The organism is Methylobacterium sp. WSM2598 (assembly GCF_000379105.1).
Lineage (GTDB): Bacteria > Pseudomonadota > Alphaproteobacteria > Rhizobiales > Beijerinckiaceae > Methylobacterium.
Map to the genome: position 1 here is coordinate 6,370,528 of NZ_KB900609.1, position 15,448 is coordinate 6,385,975.

The window sequence follows — 15,448 nt, forward strand, 5'->3', positions numbered from 1 at the left end:
GAGCAGCGTGCCGACGCTTCCGGGAGGCCGGACCCGCTCGGGACCCTGCCCCACCCCGCGCGCGGCTGCATCGGCCAACCCCGGTCCGGGAATCCCGCATGACGGCCGAGCAGATCCGCCTGATGACCTTCCTCGACCTCGTCGGCGGCTGGGTGACGCTGTTCGAACTGTCCGGAACCCGGGCGCTGGCGCGGGACGACGACCTGTTCGTTCCGAGCCTCGTGGCGCAGGGCTGGGCCGATCACGACCGCGACGGGGCCGCCGTGCGCATCTCCGCGACCGGCCGCGCGGTTCTGGAGAACCGGCTCGATCTGGGCGGCTCGTGAGGTCGCGCCGGCGGCCGATCCCGCGCCGGCCGGCGGCCCTGGCGCGCGGGCGTCCGGCCCCTCAACCCCGCCCTCCGGCGCGCGGGTCGGTTCCGTCCGTCGTCCCGGCCGGCGCGGAGGTCCAGGGGAAGGAGGCCCAGGTGGACAGGCCGAAGACCGGGACGGGCCAGTTCCGGAACCGCGAGCTCCCCTCGTGCGCGCGGTCCGGTTCCGGCGCGGCGCGATGCCGGACCGGCTCCGCGGCCGCGGCCTCGGCCTCCACGATCGCCTCCGCGATCCGGGCCACGAGGTCGTGACAGGCATCCGCGATGGCCTCCGCCTCGTCGCGGCGGATCGCCTGCGCGAGCCGCGCGCCGCATTCGTCGACGATCCGGCGCGCGGCGCGCACCGCGTCGGCGTGGGTCTCGTGCGGTCGCGTCATCGGCAGACCTCCTGGATGGGCCGCGAAGCGGCACGGCGCCGGGCCCCGCCCGCCCGCGGGGCCGGGGTGGATCTCGGGCCGACCACGTAGGCGCTCCGGACCGCCTTCCAGAACGCGTCCCTCTCGGAACCGGTCAGTCGTTCCAACCGGCGGTCCAGATCCGCCCGCCCCCGGACCGCGTATTCTGTTTGCTGCGTCGCCGAGAGCGCATCTGCCGCACCAGTCATCCCGCACTCCCGTACTGGGGAAGGTGCGCCTCGCACCTGGGTGATCGCCCATCTCCGGACAGGGTCGTCGGGTCCGGCTGGGGCTTAGGAATCTCCGAGAGGGCGAAACCGTTCCATGCGCGGCTCCATGCGCGGCTCCATGCGCGGCTCCATGCGCGGCCCGGGGCGCGGCTCCCGCCGCCTCGCCGGGGCCGGGCGGTCCGCGCAGCGCGGGGCGCCGGCCCCGACGCGCCGGATGCCGCGGGCCCTCTCAAGGCCGCCGAGGCGCGTCGTCCGGGGCCAGACATTCACGGCCTCACCACGCTCTGCGTCACACATAAACGCATGATGAACGGCGTGGCGGCCCACCTCGTCAGCCTATTTTCTGGATGGAACTGTTCTCCAGGGCACCCGTTCTGAGGGCTAGGCCCTGTCGGGCGGCGACCAAGCCACCCGGCAGACGTGCAGTCATCGATGTGCGACTTGTCCCGCCGCGAAATCGGCCTGCCCTCTTGGTGCGTGGACTGTCGCATCGAAAATGGAGGCATGATCATGAAGACGCTTGCTCTGACCCTCACCGCGGCGGCCGCGCTCACCGGCGCCGTCTCGTCCGCCCAGGCCTACGAGTGGGGCGACGGCTACGGCCCGGGCTACGGCCATCGCCGCGTGGTGATCCGCGAAGGCTACCGCCCCACCCGCTTCTACCACCGTCGCTTCGACGACCGCCCCGACGTGCGGGTCATCGAGCGCCGGTCCCACGGCTTCCGGTCGCACCACCACTGGGACTACGACGACTGAGCGGATCCGCGACACCGTCGCGAGGGCGCCGCCGGGCGGGCGCCTCCGGGCGCCCCGCCCGGCGCGGTCACGGCCCTGCCTGATCCCGCCCGCCCCGGACCGGCTCCGGGGCGCCGCCGACCGCCCCCCCCGGACGGGGATTCGGCGCGGGTCGCGCGGAGAGCCGGAGGCGCGCACTGGCGGCAGCGCCCCGCTTCCGGCACAAGGGGCCGATGGCCAGACGCGCGGCGCCCCCCGTTCCCACGAGACTTGAACCGGCCGGGTCGCCGGCGCTCCCGCCGCGGGGCGGATGGCGCGCCGGCCTGCCGGGTCGACCGGCCCCGGGCCGACGATGAGCGGCGCCGACGGCGGTGGGGGCGGCCCCCGCGCGGCGGGCGGGAGCGGCGCCTCCGCCGCCCTGCTGCGCGAGGCCGAGGCCCGGCTGCGGCGGGCCCAGGAAGCCGGCGGGGTGGGCGTCTTCTCGGTCGACATCGACGCCGACACCCTCCACGCCACCCCGGAATTCTGCCGCCTCTACGGGATGCCGGTGAGGGAATCCTTCCCGGCCAGGGCCTTCGAGGCCCTGGTGGTGCCCGAGGATTCCGCCCTCATCTCGACGGCCGAGACCCGGCGCCGGGGCGAGCCTCCCCGCGACGTCGAGTACCGGATCCGCCGGCCCGACACCGGCGAGCTCCGCTGGATCGCCCGCAAGGGCGAGCTCGAGCGCGACGGGACCGGCCGCCCGGTCCGCTTCCACGGGGCGGCGCGGGACGTCACCGAGCAGCGCATGGCCCGCGACGCGCTCGCGCGCAGCGAGGAGCGCTACCGCGCGCTGTTCCAGGCGATCGACGACGGCTTCTGCATCATCGAGTTCCGCGACGGGCCGCACGGCCCCCTGAGCGACTACGTCCACGTGGAGGCCAATGCCGGCTACGCGCGCCACACGGGCATCACGGACGTGGTCGGCAAGACCCTGCGCGACATCGCGCCGGACGAGGCGGAGGGGTGGCTCGCCATCTACGGACGCGTGCTGCGCACCGGCGAGCCGGTGCGCTTCGAGCGCCGCTTCGTGGCGGCGGACCGCCACATCGAGGTCTCCGCCAGCCGCGTCGAGCCGGCGAGCCGGCGCCAGGTCTCGGTGCTGTTCCGGGACGTCACGGCGCGCAAGCGGGTCGAGGACGCCCTGCGCGCCAGCGAGGCCCTGGCGCGGGAGAACATCGCGCGCGTGCAGCTCGCGCTCGCGGCCGGCGCGATCATCGGCACGTGGTTCTGGGACCTGCCGAGCGACCGCTTCAGCGTGGACGAGGGCTTCGCCCGCGCCTTCGGGCTCGACCCCGCCCTCGGCCGCGAGGGACTGCGCCTCGCGCAGGTGGTGGAGACCGTGCACCCGGACGACCGGCCCGGCCTCGCCGAGGCCATCCGGGAGGCGATCGCGCGGGGCGGAGCCCACGCGCACCAGTACCGCACGCGCCGCGCCGACGGGACCTATTCCTGGCTGGAGGCGAACGGGCGCGTCGAGCTCGGGCCCGACGGCACGCCGCTGAGCTTCCCCGGGGTGCTGATCGACGTCGAGGGGCGGCGCGCCGTCGAGGCGGAGCGCGACCGCGTCACCGCGATGCTGCGCAGCCTCAACGAGACGCTGGAGCAGCGCGTCGCCGAGCGGACTGCCGAGCTGATGCGGGCCGAGGAGGCGCTGCGGCAATCGCAGAAGATGGAGGCCGTCGGGCAGCTCACCGGAGGGCTGGCCCACGACTTCAACAACATGCTGGCGGGCGTGGTCGGCTCCCTGGACCTGATGCAGACCCGCCTGCTCCAGGGCCGGGTCGGGGACCTGGAGCGCTACATCGGCGCGGCGCAGGGGGCGGCCAAGCGCGCCGCGGCGCTCACCCACCGGCTCCTGGCCTTCTCGCGCCGCCAGACCCTCGACCCGAAGCCGACCGACGTGAACCGGCTCGTCGAGGGCATGGTCGAGCTCGTGCGCCGCACGGTCGGACCCGCGGTCTCGGTCGATGTCGTCGGGGCCGCCGGCCTGTGGCCGACGCTGGTCGACCCGGGCCAGCTCGAGAACGCGCTGCTCAACCTGTGCATCAACGCCCGCGACGCGATGCCGGAGGGCGGGCGCATCGTGGTCGAGACCGCCAATCGCTGGCTCGATCACCGGGCCGCGCGCGAGCGCGACATGGAGCCGGGGCAGTACGTGTCGCTCTGCGTCTCCGACAACGGCACCGGCATGACGCCGGAGGTGGCCGCCCGCGCCTTCGACCCCTTCTTCACCACCAAGCCGACCGGCGAGGGAACCGGCCTCGGCCTGTCGATGGTCTACGGCTTCGCCAAGCAATCGGACGGGCAGGTGCGGATCGACTCCGAACTCGGCCAGGGCACCACGGTCTGCCTCTACCTGCCGCGCCACCTCGGCGAGGCCGAGGCCCCGGAGCGCGTTCCCGACCTCACCGAGGCCGCGCGCGCGAAGTCCGGCGAGACCGTGCTGGTGGTCGACGACGAGCCCTCGGTGCGCATGCTGGTGACGGAGGTGCTGGAGGATCTCGGCTACGCCGCCATCGAGGCGGCGGACGGCGCCTCGGGGCTGAGGCTCCTGCGGTCGAGCGCGCGGATCGACCTCGTGGTGACGGATGTGGGCCTGCCGGGCGGCATGAACGGCCGGCAGATGGCCGAGGCCGCCCGGGTGACGCGCCCCGACCTCAAGGTGCTGTTCGTCACCGGCTACGCCGAGAACGCCGCCCTCAACCACGGCCACCTCGCTCCCGGCATGGCGGTGCTCACGAAACCCTTCGCGCTCGACGCGCTCGCCATCCGGATCCGCACCATGATCGAGGGCCCTGCCTGAGCCTCCGGCGCCCGAGCGGGCCCCCGACCCGGCCTTCCGGCGCGGGGTCGGGAAGGCGGGCGGCGCCGGTCCGGGGCGCGACGCCGCGGGGATACTGAACGGCGCCCCGGCTGGTGCGTTCAGTCCCGACCGGGCGAGGGCGGACCGGCGGCCGTGACCGGCGCGGCGGGCCAGGGCTCGCCGGCACGCGCGGCATGCGGGAGACGATGCGGGTCCACGACGACGCAGACAGGTGGCCGAGGACGGGACCGGGGTCGGACCGCCGGGTGCCGAATGGCTGAGCGCGAGAGGCCGGCTCTCCCGCCGTTCCCGCCGTCCGGGCCGGCGCGGGTGCTCCGGCGGGCGCGCTGGATCGCGCGGACGAGCGGCCTCGTCGCGATCGCCGCCGCACTGACGGCCTGCGCGGGCTGGTGGTTCGACGTCCCGGCCCTGCGGCGCATCCTGCCCGGGCAGCCGCCGATGGTCGTGCTCACCGCCCTCGGGATCCTCCTGCTCGGCGCGTCGCTGCTGCTCGCGACCGATGCCGGCGCCTCAGGGACCGCCCGCCGCGCGGGCCGCGCCCTGGCGGCGGCCGCGGTGGCGGTCGGCGCCGGGGGCCTGCTGCGCTACGTCTCGTCGGGGCAGGTCCGCCTCGACGATTGGGCGCAGCGCCTGCTCTTCGGCCCGCTCGGGCCCGGGAGCGGCATGGCCCTGGCGACGGCCGCGAGCCTGCTGGGGACCGCGACGGGGCTCCTCCTCCAGGAGGCCCGCCACCGGCGGCTGCGGTCCCTGGGGACGCTCGCGACCCTGTGCGGGCTCGTCGTGGCGGCCGTGGGCGGGCTCGGCTACGCCTACGGCCTCGGCGCGTTCCACCAGGACGGCCCGTTCTCGCGGATGGCGCTGGTGACCGCCGCCGCTCTGTCCATCCTCTCCCTCGGCGCGCTCTTCAGCCGGCCCGACAGGCCCTGGGTCGCCACGATCCTGGGCGCGGGCGAGGCGGGCGCCCTGACCCGGCACCTGCTCCCGGCCGTGGTGCTCGCGCCCCTGGTGCTCGGATGGCTGCAGCTCCACGCGCTCCGCGCGGGCCTGATCGAGGCGGAGACCGGAACAGCCCTGCTGGTGATCGTTCTGACCCTCTGGCTGGCGGCGCTCGCCGTCCGGGTGGCGCGCAACGTCGACCGGCGCGCCGCCGCGGAGCGGCAGCTTCGCGCGGCGCTGCAGGGCATGAACGACGCCCTGGAGCGGCGGGTGGAGGAGCGCAGCCGGGACCTCGCCCAGGCCCAGGACGCGCTGGTGCAATCGCAGAAGATGGAGGCGATCGGCCAGCTCACGGGCGGCGTGGCGCACGATTTCAACAACCTGCTCACCATCATCCGGTCCTCGACGGACTTCCTGCGCCGGCCGGACCTGCCGGAGGAGCGGCGGCGGCGCTACCTGGACGCGGTCTCCGACACGGTCGACCGGGCCGCCAGGCTGACGGCGCAGCTCCTCGCCTTCGCCCGGCGCCAAGCCCTCAAGCCCGAGGTGTTCGATGCCGGCGCGCGGATCCGGGGCATCGCGCAGATGCTCGACGCGCTGACGGGCGCGCGCATCAGGATCGTGACGCGGGTTCCCGAGAGCCCCTGCCGGGTGCGCGCCGATGCCAGCCAGTTCGAGACGGCCCTGGTGAACCTCGTCGTCAACGCGCGCGACGCGATGGGGGGCGAGGGCACCCTGACCATCGACCTCGTCTGCGGACGGCCGCTGCCGGCCATCCGCGCCCATGCGGGCTCGCCGACGCCCTTCGCGGCGGTGGCGGTCTCGGATTGCGGCTCGGGGATCGCGAGGGAGCAGCTCGGGCGGATCTTCGAGCCCTTCTTCACCACGAAGGAGGTCGGCCGCGGCACCGGGCTGGGCCTGTCCCAGGTGATCGGATTCGCCAAGCAGTCCGGGGGCGACGTGGACGTGGCCAGCGTCCTGGGACGCGGCAGCACCTTCACCCTGTACCTGCCGATGGCCGAGGCCGGATCGGCCGAGGAGGAGCCCCAACCCAAGCCCGAGGGGCCGGCCTGGGAGCACGGCGACCAGTGCATCCTGGTGGTCGAGGACAATGTCGAGATCGGCCGCTTCTGCACGCAGATCCTGCACGACCTCGGCTACGGCACGGTGCTGACCCAGACGGCCGAGGCCGCCCTGGCGGAGATCGAGGCGGTGCCCTTCCGCTTCGACGCGGTGTTCTCCGACGTGGTGATGCCCGGAATGGGCGGCATCGCCTTCGCCGAGCGCCTGCGGGAGATCCATCCGGAGATGCCGGTGGTGCTGACCTCGGGCTACAGCCACGTGCTCGCGACGGACGCGGCGCACGGCTTCGCGTTCCTGCGCAAACCCTATTCGGCCGAGCAGGTCGGGGAGATCCTGCGCGCGGCCACGGCGCGCAAGCCGAAGGTCCGTCCGGCCCCCGCGGACGCGCCGCCCCTGCCCGCGCCCGGTGCCGGCGGGCGCGCCGCGCCGGCGCCGCCCCCGTGATCCGGTCGGCGCGACCCGTTCGGAGACCGGGTCACCCGCCCGCGGCGCTCCCCGCGCCCGGCCGGCCCGAAGCCCCGGGCGGAGGTGCGGCGGCGGGCCGCCGCCTCGGCGGTTCAGGGTCCCGGTGGGCCGCAGGTCTGGCCGCCGAACCGGCGACCCCTTCGGCGCATGACGCTCAGATCCGGCCCAGCAGCACCAGGATCAGGACGATCACCAGGATCAGGCCGACCACCCCGCCGGGAGCGTAGCCCCAGCCCCGATTGTAGGGCAGTCCGAGCGGAAGAGCACCAACCAGAGCCAAGATCAGGATGATGAGGAGGATGGTGCCAAGACTCATGAGAGTTCTCCCGCCCGATGATGAGGCGGACCAGCAACCTTGCGGGGTCGATTCGGTTCCGGGCTCGCGGTCGGCCCAGCGGTTGCGCGCTCCTGCACCGCCCCGCCCGCGCTAGGCCGGGATCGCGGCCTCCGCCTTGGGTGCCACCAGCCCCGCCAGCTTCTCGATCAGCTCCGACGTCCGGTAGGGCTTCTGCAAGGTCACGAAGCACTCGGTGTCCTGACCTTCCTTGAGGTACCCCGAGGCCAGCACGATCCCGATATTGGGCCAGCGCTGCCGCACGATGCGGCCGAGCTCGATCCCCGAGATGGTGCCGGGCATGTTCACGTCGCTGAGCACGAGCGCCACGTCGGAATTCTCCTCCAGCATGGCCACGGCCTCGTCGCCGTTTCCGGCCTCTTCGACGTGGAACCCGAGGGTCTTCAGGGCAGCTTTGGCGACCTGGCGCACCTCGGAATCGTCCTCGACCACGAGCACCGTCCTCCCCTCCCCGCTCACCTCGTCGGGAGGCGCGGCGTCCGGCGCCGCCGGGGTCCCGGGGCCCGCCTCGGCGAGGATCGGCAGGGACATCGTGAAGGTGGTGCCCTGCCCCGGCACGCTCTCGACGTCGATGTGTCCGCCGCTCTGCTGGAGGAAGCCGTGGACCATGCTCAAGCCGAGGCCCGTCCCCTTGCCCTCCGCCTTAGTGGTGAAGAAGGGCTCGAACACGCGCGCGAGGACCGAGGCCGGCATGCCGGTGCCCGTGTCGGCGACGGAGATCAGGACCGCGTCGGCGGCGCGGCCCGCGCGGTCCGCCTCCCCGGCGCGTCGCACCGCGATGCTGAGATGGCCGCCCTCCGGCATCGCGTCGCGCGCGTTCACCGCCAGATTGATCAGCGCCGCCTCGAGTTGCGAGCGGTCGACGGATACGGCGGGCGGAGCGTCGCCGAGATCCAGGGTCACGCCGATGCGCTCGCCGAGGGTCCGCCTCAGCAGCTGCACCAGGCCGGGCATGAAGCTGCCGAGGTCGAGCGGCGCCGGCTGGAGGGGTGAGCGCCGCGAGACGGCGAGGAGCCGGCTCGTCAGCTCCGCGCAGCGCTGCGCCCCGTCGATGGCGTTCTGAACGCGCTGATGCGCCTTCTCGTCGGCGACGAGCGACTTCTGCAGCAGGTCGAGGTTGCCGATCACGATGCTCAGCATGTTGTTGAAGTCGTGGGCGACGCCGCCGGTGAGCCGGCCGACCGCCTCGAGCTTGGAGGCGTGCACCAGGCTCAGCTCCATCTCCTTGCGCTCGGTGATGTCGAACCACATCCCGAAGACCTCGCCGGGCGCGGCCTCCTCGCCCCGATTGGCCACGACCTGATCGAGGATGTGCCGCTCGCTCCCGTCCGCGTGGCGCCAGCGGTATTCCAGCGTCGCCGCGCCCGTGCGCCCGACCGCCCGCAGCGCGTCGAGCACCCGGTCGCGGTCCTCGGGGTTGAGCCGCGACAGCCAGAGGCCCGGATCCGCGAACGCCTCCGCGCCGAAGCCGCTGACCCGCTCGACGCTCTCGTTGGTGAAGCGCAGGCGGCGGTGATCCCCCTCGTGCGAGGCCGTGTAGAGGGCGATCGGGAGCCCGCGCAGCACGGCGGCCTGATGCGCGTCGCGCCGCCGCAGGGCCCGCTCGGCCTCCAGCTTCTCGCCCCGAACCCGCAGGTTCTCCAGCAGGAGCTTCTTCTCGGCCGAGGCCTTCAGCTTGATCTCCTCGGTCTTGCGGTGAAGGTCGACGAAGACGCTGACCTTCGACTTGAGGACGAGCGGCTGGATCGGCTTGAAGACGTAGTCCACGGCGCCGGCCGAGTAGCCGCGGAAGACGTGCATCTCCTCCCGGTTGTAAGCCGTCAGGAACAGGATCGGCACGCGCGACGAGCGCGAGCGGCTGCGGATGAGGGACGCCACCTCGTAGCCGTCCATGCGCGGCATCTGAACGTCGAGGAGGATCAGGGCGAAATCGTCCCGCAACGTGTGCCGCAGGGCGTCCTCCCCGGATTCGGCCAGGACGAGGTCGAGGCCTGGCTCGTCGAGGATCTCCGACACGGCGAGCAGGTTCCGCCGGTCGTCGTCCACGATCAGGATCTTCACCCTGATCGGCGGGAGGTCCGCGGCCGGGCCGCCGGCGGGATCCGGGCCCGGGAGGGCCGGCGCGCGGTCCTCGCTCATGGGGTCTCCGCTCATGGGGCGATCCCGGAGGTGTCCGCGCGGCCGTTGCCCCGGTGCGGAGCGCCGCCCGCGGCGTGGCGGCGCTGCTCGAGCTGCACGCGCAGGACCGCGAGCAGCTGATCCAGGTCGACGGGCTTCGAGACGTAGTCGGAGGCGCCGGCCTCCATGCACTTCTCGCGGTCGCCCTTCATGGCCTTGGCGGTCACGGCGATCAGCGGCAGGGCGCGGAAGCGCTCGTCCCGGCGGATCTCCCGCATGGTCTCGTACCCGTCCATCTCCGGCATCATGATGTCGACCAGCATGGCGTCGATGCTCGGATTGGCCTTGAGCAGCGCGATCCCGTCGCGCCCGTTCTCCGCGAAGAGGACGTCGAGGCCGTGCAGCTCCAGCGCGCTCGTGAGGGAGAAGATGTTGCGCACATCGTCGTCGACCAGGAGGATGCGGCAGCCCTGCAGCGACACCGGATCCCGTCGCTCGCTCCCGACCTGGCGCTCGCCGGAACCGCCGTCGATCGCCCGGTGCAGGAACAGGGCGGTCTCGTCGAGCAGCCTCTCGGAGGAGTGGCTGTCCTTCAGGATGATGGTCGAGGCGGTCTGCTTGAGCTGCTGCTCCTCGGCCTCGGTCAACTCACGGCCGGTATAGATGATGATCGGGAGCTCCTCGCCGTCCGGGGTGGCGCGGATCTGCTCGATCAGCTCGGAGCCGCCGAGATCGGGCAGCCCGAGATCGACGATCGCGCAGTCGAAGCGCCCGCCCGCCACCGCCTCCAGCGCGGCGGCGGCCGTGCTGACGCTGAACACCTTGACGTCCTCCTCGCTCAGCAGGGCGGTGATGCTCGCGCGCTGATTGTCGTCGTCCTCGACCAGGAGCAGGCTGCGCACCGGCCGGGTGATGAACTCCTTCGACCGTTCCAGCGCCCTGAGCAGGCCCTCGCGGTCGACGGGCTTCTCCAGGAAGCCGAAGGCCCCGGCCCGCAGCCCGCGCTTCTTCTCGTCGTTGACCGAGATGACGTGGATCGGGATGTGACGGGTGCGGACGTCGTTCTTCAGGTGGTCGAGGAGCGCCCAGCCGTCCATGTCCGGCAGGCCGATGTCCAGGGTGATCGCGTGCGGCTTGTAGCGATGGGCGAGCGCGAGCGCCGCCGCCCCGTCCTGGGCGATCAGCCCCTTGAAGCCCCGCTCGCGGGCCAGTTCGAGCAGGACCGACGCGAACATCGCGTCGTCCTCGACGATGAGCACGATGTGGTCGCCCGCCGCGATCGCGTGGCGGTCGTCCGCGGAGGAGGACAGCGCCATGGCGGCGGAGGCCGGCCGGATCGCCGGCTGCGACGCCCCGTTGCCCTCCTTGGCCTCGGCCGGGCGGCCCGCGGCCGCGGCCAGCGGCGGCTCGAGCGGCAGGAAGAGCGTGAAGGTGCTGCCCTGCCCGAGCCGGCTCGACAGGACGATCTCGCCCCCGAGCAGCCGGGCGATCTCGCGGCTGATGGCGAGGCCGAGGCCGGTGCCGCCGTACTTGCGGCTGGTGGTGCCGTCCGCCTGCTGGAACGCCTCGAAGATGATGCGCTGCTTGTCCTCGGGGATGCCGATGCCGGTATCGGTCACCGTGAAGGCCATCCACTGGCTGCCCGCGCGCAGCGGCGAGCCCTCGGCCGAGCCGAGCTTGAGCGCGACGCTGCCCTTCTCGGTGAACTTGAAGGCGTTGGACAGGAGGTTGCGCAGCACCTGCTGCAGCCGCTTCGAGTCCGTCCGCACGAGCCGCGGCAGGGCGGGGGCGACGTCGATCGTGAAGGCGAGCTGGCGCTCCTCGGCGAGCGGGCGGAAGCTGCGGTCGAGGTGGCCGGCGAGATCCTGGAGGTCGACGTCGCCGAGTTCGAGGGAGACCGTCCCGGACTCGATCTTGGACAGGTCGAGGATGTCGTTGATCAGGGACAGCAGGTCGGAACCGGCCGCGTTGATGGTCCTGGCGAATTCCCGCTGCTTGTCGCTCAGGTTCCCTTCCCTGTTCTCGCTCAGCAGCTTCGAGAGAATGAGCAGGCTGTTCAGCGGCGTGCGCAGCTCATGGCTCATGTTCGCCAGGAACTGGGACTTGTAGCGGGAGGTCAGCGAGAGCTGCTCGGCCTTCTCCTCGAGGGAGATCTTGGCGATCGAGACCTCGCGGTTCTTGCCCTCGACCTCCTTCTTCTGGATCTCCAGGAGGCGCGCCTTCTCCTCGAGCTCCTCGTTGGTCTGCTGCAGGCGCTCGCGCTGGCTCTTGAGCAGGTCCTCGGATTGCTGCAGCGAAGCGGCCTGGGTCTCGAGGCGGTCGTTGGTCTTCTTCAGCTCCTCCTGCTGGCTCTGCAGCTCGCTGGTCAGCAATTGCGACTGCGCCAGCAGGCCCTCGGTCCGCATGTTCGCCGCGATCGTGTTCAGCACGATGCCGATCGACTCGGTGAGCTGGTCCAGGAAGGATTGATGCGTCTCGCTGAAGCGGCTGAAGGAGGCGAGCTCGATCACGGCCCGGACCTCCTGCTCGAACAGGACCGGCAGCACGATGATGTTGATCGGGGCCGCCTCGCCGAGGGCGGAGCCGATCGTGATGTAGTCGCCCGGCACGTTGGTGAGCAGGATGCGCTTCTTCTCGTAGGCGCATTGCCCGACCAGCCCCTGGCGCAGGCGGTAGCGGTTCGACAGGTTCTTGCGCTCGGTGAAGGCGTAGCTCGCCACGAGGTCCAGCACGGGCTCCGCGCCGTCGCTCTCCATCATGTAGAACACCCCGCGCTGAGCGTTCACCAGCGGCGCGATCTCGGACAGGATCAGGTTCGAGACCGTGGCGAGGTCGCGCTCGCCCTGCAGCATGCGGGTGAACTTGGCGAGGTTGGTCTTCAGCCAATCCTGCTCCGCATTCTTGAGCGTCGTGTCGCGCAGGTTGCGGATCATCTCGTTGATCGTGTCCTTCAGCGAGGCGACCTCGCCGGAGGCCTCGACCGAGATCGAGCGGGCGAGGTCGCCCTTGGTCACCGCCGTGGCCACGTCGGCGATGGCGCGCACCTGGGTGGTCAGGTTGGCGGCGAGCTGATTCACGTTGTCGGTGAGGTCGCGCCACAGGCCGGCCGCCCCCGGCACCCGCGCCTGGCCGCCGAGCTTGCCCTCGACGCCCACCTCGCGCGCGACGTTCGTCACCTGATCGGCGAAGGTGGCGAGCGTCTCGATCATCTCGTTGACGGTGTCGGCCAGGGCCGCGATCTCGCCCTTGGCGTCGACCGTGAGCTTGCGCTTGAGATCGCCCTGCGCGACCGCGGTCACCACGCTGGCGATGCCCCGCACCTGCCCGGTCAGGTTGGCGGCCATCATGTTGACGTTGTCGGTGAGATCCTTCCAGGTCCCGCCGACGCCCTTCACCTGGGCCTGGCCGCCGAGCTTGCCCTCCGAGCCGACCTCGCGGGCGACCCGCGTCACCTCCGAGGCGAAGGAGTTCAGCTGGTCCACCATCGTGTTGATGGTCGATTTCAGCTCCAGGATCTCGCCGCGCACGTCGACGGTGATCTTCTTGGAGAGGTCGCCGTTCGCCACCGCCGTGGTCACGTCGGCGATGTTGCGCACCTGACCGGTCAGGTTCGCCGCCATCATGTTGACGTTGTCGGTGAGGTCCTTCCAGGTCCCGCCGACGCCGCGCACCTGCGCCTGCCCGCCGAGCTTGCCCTCGATGCCGACCTCGCGGGCGACCCGGGTCACCTCCGAGGCGAAGGAGTTCAGCTGGTCCACCATCGTGTTGATGGTCGATTTCAGCTCCAGGATCTCGCCCTCGACGGCGACGGTGATCTTCTTCGAGAGGTCGCCGTTGGCGACCGCGGTCGTGACCTCGGCGATGTTGCGCACCTGACCGGTCAGGTTGGCCGCCATCATGTTGACGTTGTCGGTCAGCCCCTTCCAGACGCCGCCGACGCCCTTCACCTGGGCCTGGCCGCCGAGCTTGCCCTCGGTGCCGACCTCGCGGGCGACCCGGGTCACCTCCGAGGCGAAGGAGTTCAGCTGGTCCACCATCGTGTTGATGGTCGATTTCAGCTCCAGGATCTCGCCCTTGACGTCGACCGTGATCTTCTTCGAGAGGTCGCCGTTGGCGACCGCGGTCGTGACCTCGGCGATGTTGCGCACCTGACCGGTCAGGTTGGCCGCCATCAGGTTCACGTTGTCGGTCAGGTCGGCCCAGGTGCCCGCCACGCCGCGCACCTGGGCCTGGCCGCCGAGCTTGCCCTCCGAGCCGACCTCGCGGGCGACCCGGGTCACCTCCGAGGCAAAGGAGTTCAGCTGGTCCACCATCGTGTTGATGGTGTTCTTCAGCTCCAGGATCTCGCCCTTGACGTCGACGGTGATCTTCTTCGAGAGGTCGCCGTTCGCCACCGCCGTGGTCACGTCGGCGATGTTGCGCACCTGACCGGTCAGGTTGGCGGCCATCATGTTGACGTTGTCGGTGAGGTCCTTCCAGGTCCCGCCGACACCCTCGACCTGCGCCTGGCCGCCGAGCTTGCCCTCGGTGCCGACCTCGCGGGCGACCCGGGTCACTTCCGAGGCGAAGGAGTTCAGCTGGTCCACCATCGTGTTGATGGTCGATTTCAGCTCCAGGATCTCGCCCTTGACGTCGACCGTGATCTTCTTCGAGAGGTCGCCGCGGGCCACGGCCGTGGTGACCTCGGCGATGTTGCGCACCTGACCGGTCAGGTTGGCGGCCATCATGTTGACGTTGTCGGTGAGGTCCTTCCAGACGCCGCCGACGCCCCTCACCTGGGCCTGACCGCCGAGCTTGCCCTCCGAGCCCACCTCCTTGGCGACGCGGGTCACCTCCGAGGCGAAGGAGTTCAGCTGGTCCACCATCGTGTTGAACGTCGACTTGAGGTCGAGGATCTCGCCCTTGACGTCGACGGTGATCTTCTTCGAGAGGTCGCCATTGGCGACCGCGGTCGTGACCTCGGCGATGTTGCGCACCTGACCGGTCAGGTTGGCGGCCATCAGGTTCACGTTCTCGGTGAGGTCCTTCCAGGTCCCGCCGACGCCCTTCACCTGGGCCTGGCCGCCGAGCTTGCCCTCCGAGCCGACCTCGCGGGCGACGCGCGTCACCTCCGAGGCGAAGGAATTCAGCTGGTCCACCATCGTGTTGACGACCTTGCCGATCCGCAGGAACTCGCCCTGGAGCGGCCTCCCCTCGATCTCGAGCTGCATCGTCTGGCCGAGGTCGCCCTTCGCGACGGCGCCGATGACCCGCGCCACCTCGGTGGTGGGCTGGACGAGGTCGCCGATCATCGCGTTGACCGAGTCGATGCACTCGACCCATCCGCCGGTGGCCGTCGGCAGCTTGCCGCGCTCCGCGATGCGTCCGTCCTTGCCGACCTTGCGCGCCACGCGGTCCAGCTCGCGGGCGAGGCCCTGGTTCAGCTCCACGACGTCGTTGAGCGCCTCGGCGATCTCGCCGTCGATCCCCGTGAGATCGAGGGGCAGCCGCACCGAGAAGTCGCCCTTTCGGAAGGCGCGCAGGGTCTTCAGGAGAAGCTTCGGCTCGAGCTGGGCGGTCGCTGCCGTCATTCGAACGCACCTTTGCACTGCGATGGCGCCGACCGCGCGGGGCGGCTTCGGCCTGGAGGCGGGGAACAGGCGGGCCGGCGGCCTGCATCGCGAGCTGATACAGGACCGGGTGTGAACCGTTGCCTACTTGATCGGGCAGCCCGCAGCCAGAGCGACAAGTGCGGGCCTCGGTGAGGCCACCTCCTAGAATGCCGGTTGCGTCGGAAATGTGGCTGGCCTAGCCAAAACCCGGAGGGTTCAGAAGACCAGCTTGGCCACGCGGCGCGGGTTCTGCGTTGGATTATTGCTCGCGCGGGCGATCCATGCGCCGGACGCATGAGGTTTT

General features: G+C 71.7%; 8 protein-coding genes. 4 read left to right on the forward strand and 4 right to left on the reverse strand.

Annotated elements, in window-relative coordinates; translation table 11 throughout:
- The first annotated feature begins 98 nt into the window (after positions 1-98).
- Positions 99-326, forward strand: a complete 228-nt coding sequence (locus MET2598_RS0129715; protein WP_012336083.1) for a hypothetical protein — start codon at positions 99-101, stop codon at positions 324-326.
- A 61-nt stretch (positions 327-387) separates the two neighbouring features.
- Here the strand turns inward: MET2598_RS0129715 and MET2598_RS0129720 are convergent, their stop codons facing one another.
- Positions 388-747, reverse strand: coding sequence for a hypothetical protein (locus MET2598_RS0129720; protein ID WP_018263323.1), 360 nt, complete (start codon positions 745-747; stop codon positions 388-390).
- A 758-nt stretch (positions 748-1,505) separates the two neighbouring features.
- On the opposite strand from MET2598_RS0129720, the gene MET2598_RS0129725 reads away from it, so the two are divergent.
- The 3 genes from MET2598_RS0129725 (at position 1,506) to MET2598_RS0129735 (ending at position 7,059) form a co-directional block, all read left to right on the forward strand.
- Positions 1,506-1,751 (forward strand): hypothetical protein, encoded by a 246-nt coding sequence (locus tag MET2598_RS0129725; protein ID WP_236728836.1) that lies wholly within the window; start codon positions 1,506-1,508, stop codon positions 1,749-1,751.
- 331 nt (positions 1,752-2,082) lie between these two features.
- Positions 2,083-4,575, forward strand: coding sequence for a PAS domain-containing protein (locus MET2598_RS0129730; protein WP_012336080.1), 2,493 nt, complete (start codon positions 2,083-2,085; stop codon positions 4,573-4,575).
- Positions 4,576-4,848: 273 nt separating this feature from the next.
- Positions 4,849-7,059: an ATP-binding protein gene (locus MET2598_RS0129735; RefSeq protein WP_018263325.1), complete on the forward strand. Its 2,211-nt coding sequence runs from the start codon at positions 4,849-4,851 to the stop codon at positions 7,057-7,059.
- Positions 7,060-7,234: 175 nt separating this feature from the next.
- Here MET2598_RS0129735 and MET2598_RS39990 read toward each other — a convergent pair whose 3' ends face one another.
- The 3 genes from MET2598_RS39990 to MET2598_RS0129750 all read right to left on the reverse strand — a co-directional run bounded on the left by MET2598_RS39990 (position 7,235) and on the right by MET2598_RS0129750 (position 15,123).
- Positions 7,235-7,396, reverse strand: coding sequence for a DUF3309 family protein (locus MET2598_RS39990; RefSeq protein WP_012336078.1), 162 nt, complete (start codon positions 7,394-7,396; stop codon positions 7,235-7,237).
- A 111-nt stretch (positions 7,397-7,507) separates the two neighbouring features.
- Positions 7,508-9,574, reverse strand: a complete 2,067-nt coding sequence (locus MET2598_RS0129745) for a response regulator (RefSeq protein WP_018263326.1) — start codon at positions 9,572-9,574, stop codon at positions 7,508-7,510.
- Positions 9,575-9,585: 11 nt separating this feature from the next.
- Positions 9,586-15,123: a HAMP domain-containing protein gene (locus MET2598_RS0129750; protein WP_018263327.1), complete on the reverse strand. Its 5,538-nt coding sequence runs from the start codon at positions 15,121-15,123 to the stop codon at positions 9,586-9,588.
- Positions 15,124-15,448: the final 325 nt, after the last annotated feature.

Bases quoted from the DNA above. Each gene is read 5' to 3' on its own strand.
- MET2598_RS0129715 (WP_012336083.1), top strand. From the start codon at position 99: ATGACGGCCGAGCAGATCCGCCTGATGACCTTCCTCGACCTCGTCGGC.
- MET2598_RS0129720 (WP_018263323.1), bottom strand. From the start codon at position 747: ATGACGCGACCGCACGAGACCCACGCCGACGCGGTGCGCGCCGCGCGC.
- MET2598_RS0129725 (WP_236728836.1), top strand. From the start codon at position 1,506: ATGAAGACGCTTGCTCTGACCCTCACCGCGGCGGCCGCGCTCACCGGC.
- MET2598_RS0129730 (WP_012336080.1), top strand. From the start codon at position 2,083: ATGAGCGGCGCCGACGGCGGTGGGGGCGGCCCCCGCGCGGCGGGCGGG.
- MET2598_RS0129735 (WP_018263325.1), top strand. From the start codon at position 4,849: ATGGCTGAGCGCGAGAGGCCGGCTCTCCCGCCGTTCCCGCCGTCCGGG.
- MET2598_RS39990 (WP_012336078.1), bottom strand. From the start codon at position 7,396: ATGAGTCTTGGCACCATCCTCCTCATCATCCTGATCTTGGCTCTGGTT.
- MET2598_RS0129745 (WP_018263326.1), bottom strand. From the start codon at position 9,574: ATGAGCGAGGACCGCGCGCCGGCCCTCCCGGGCCCGGATCCCGCCGGC.
- MET2598_RS0129750 (WP_018263327.1), bottom strand. From the start codon at position 15,123: ATGACGGCAGCGACCGCCCAGCTCGAGCCGAAGCTTCTCCTGAAGACC.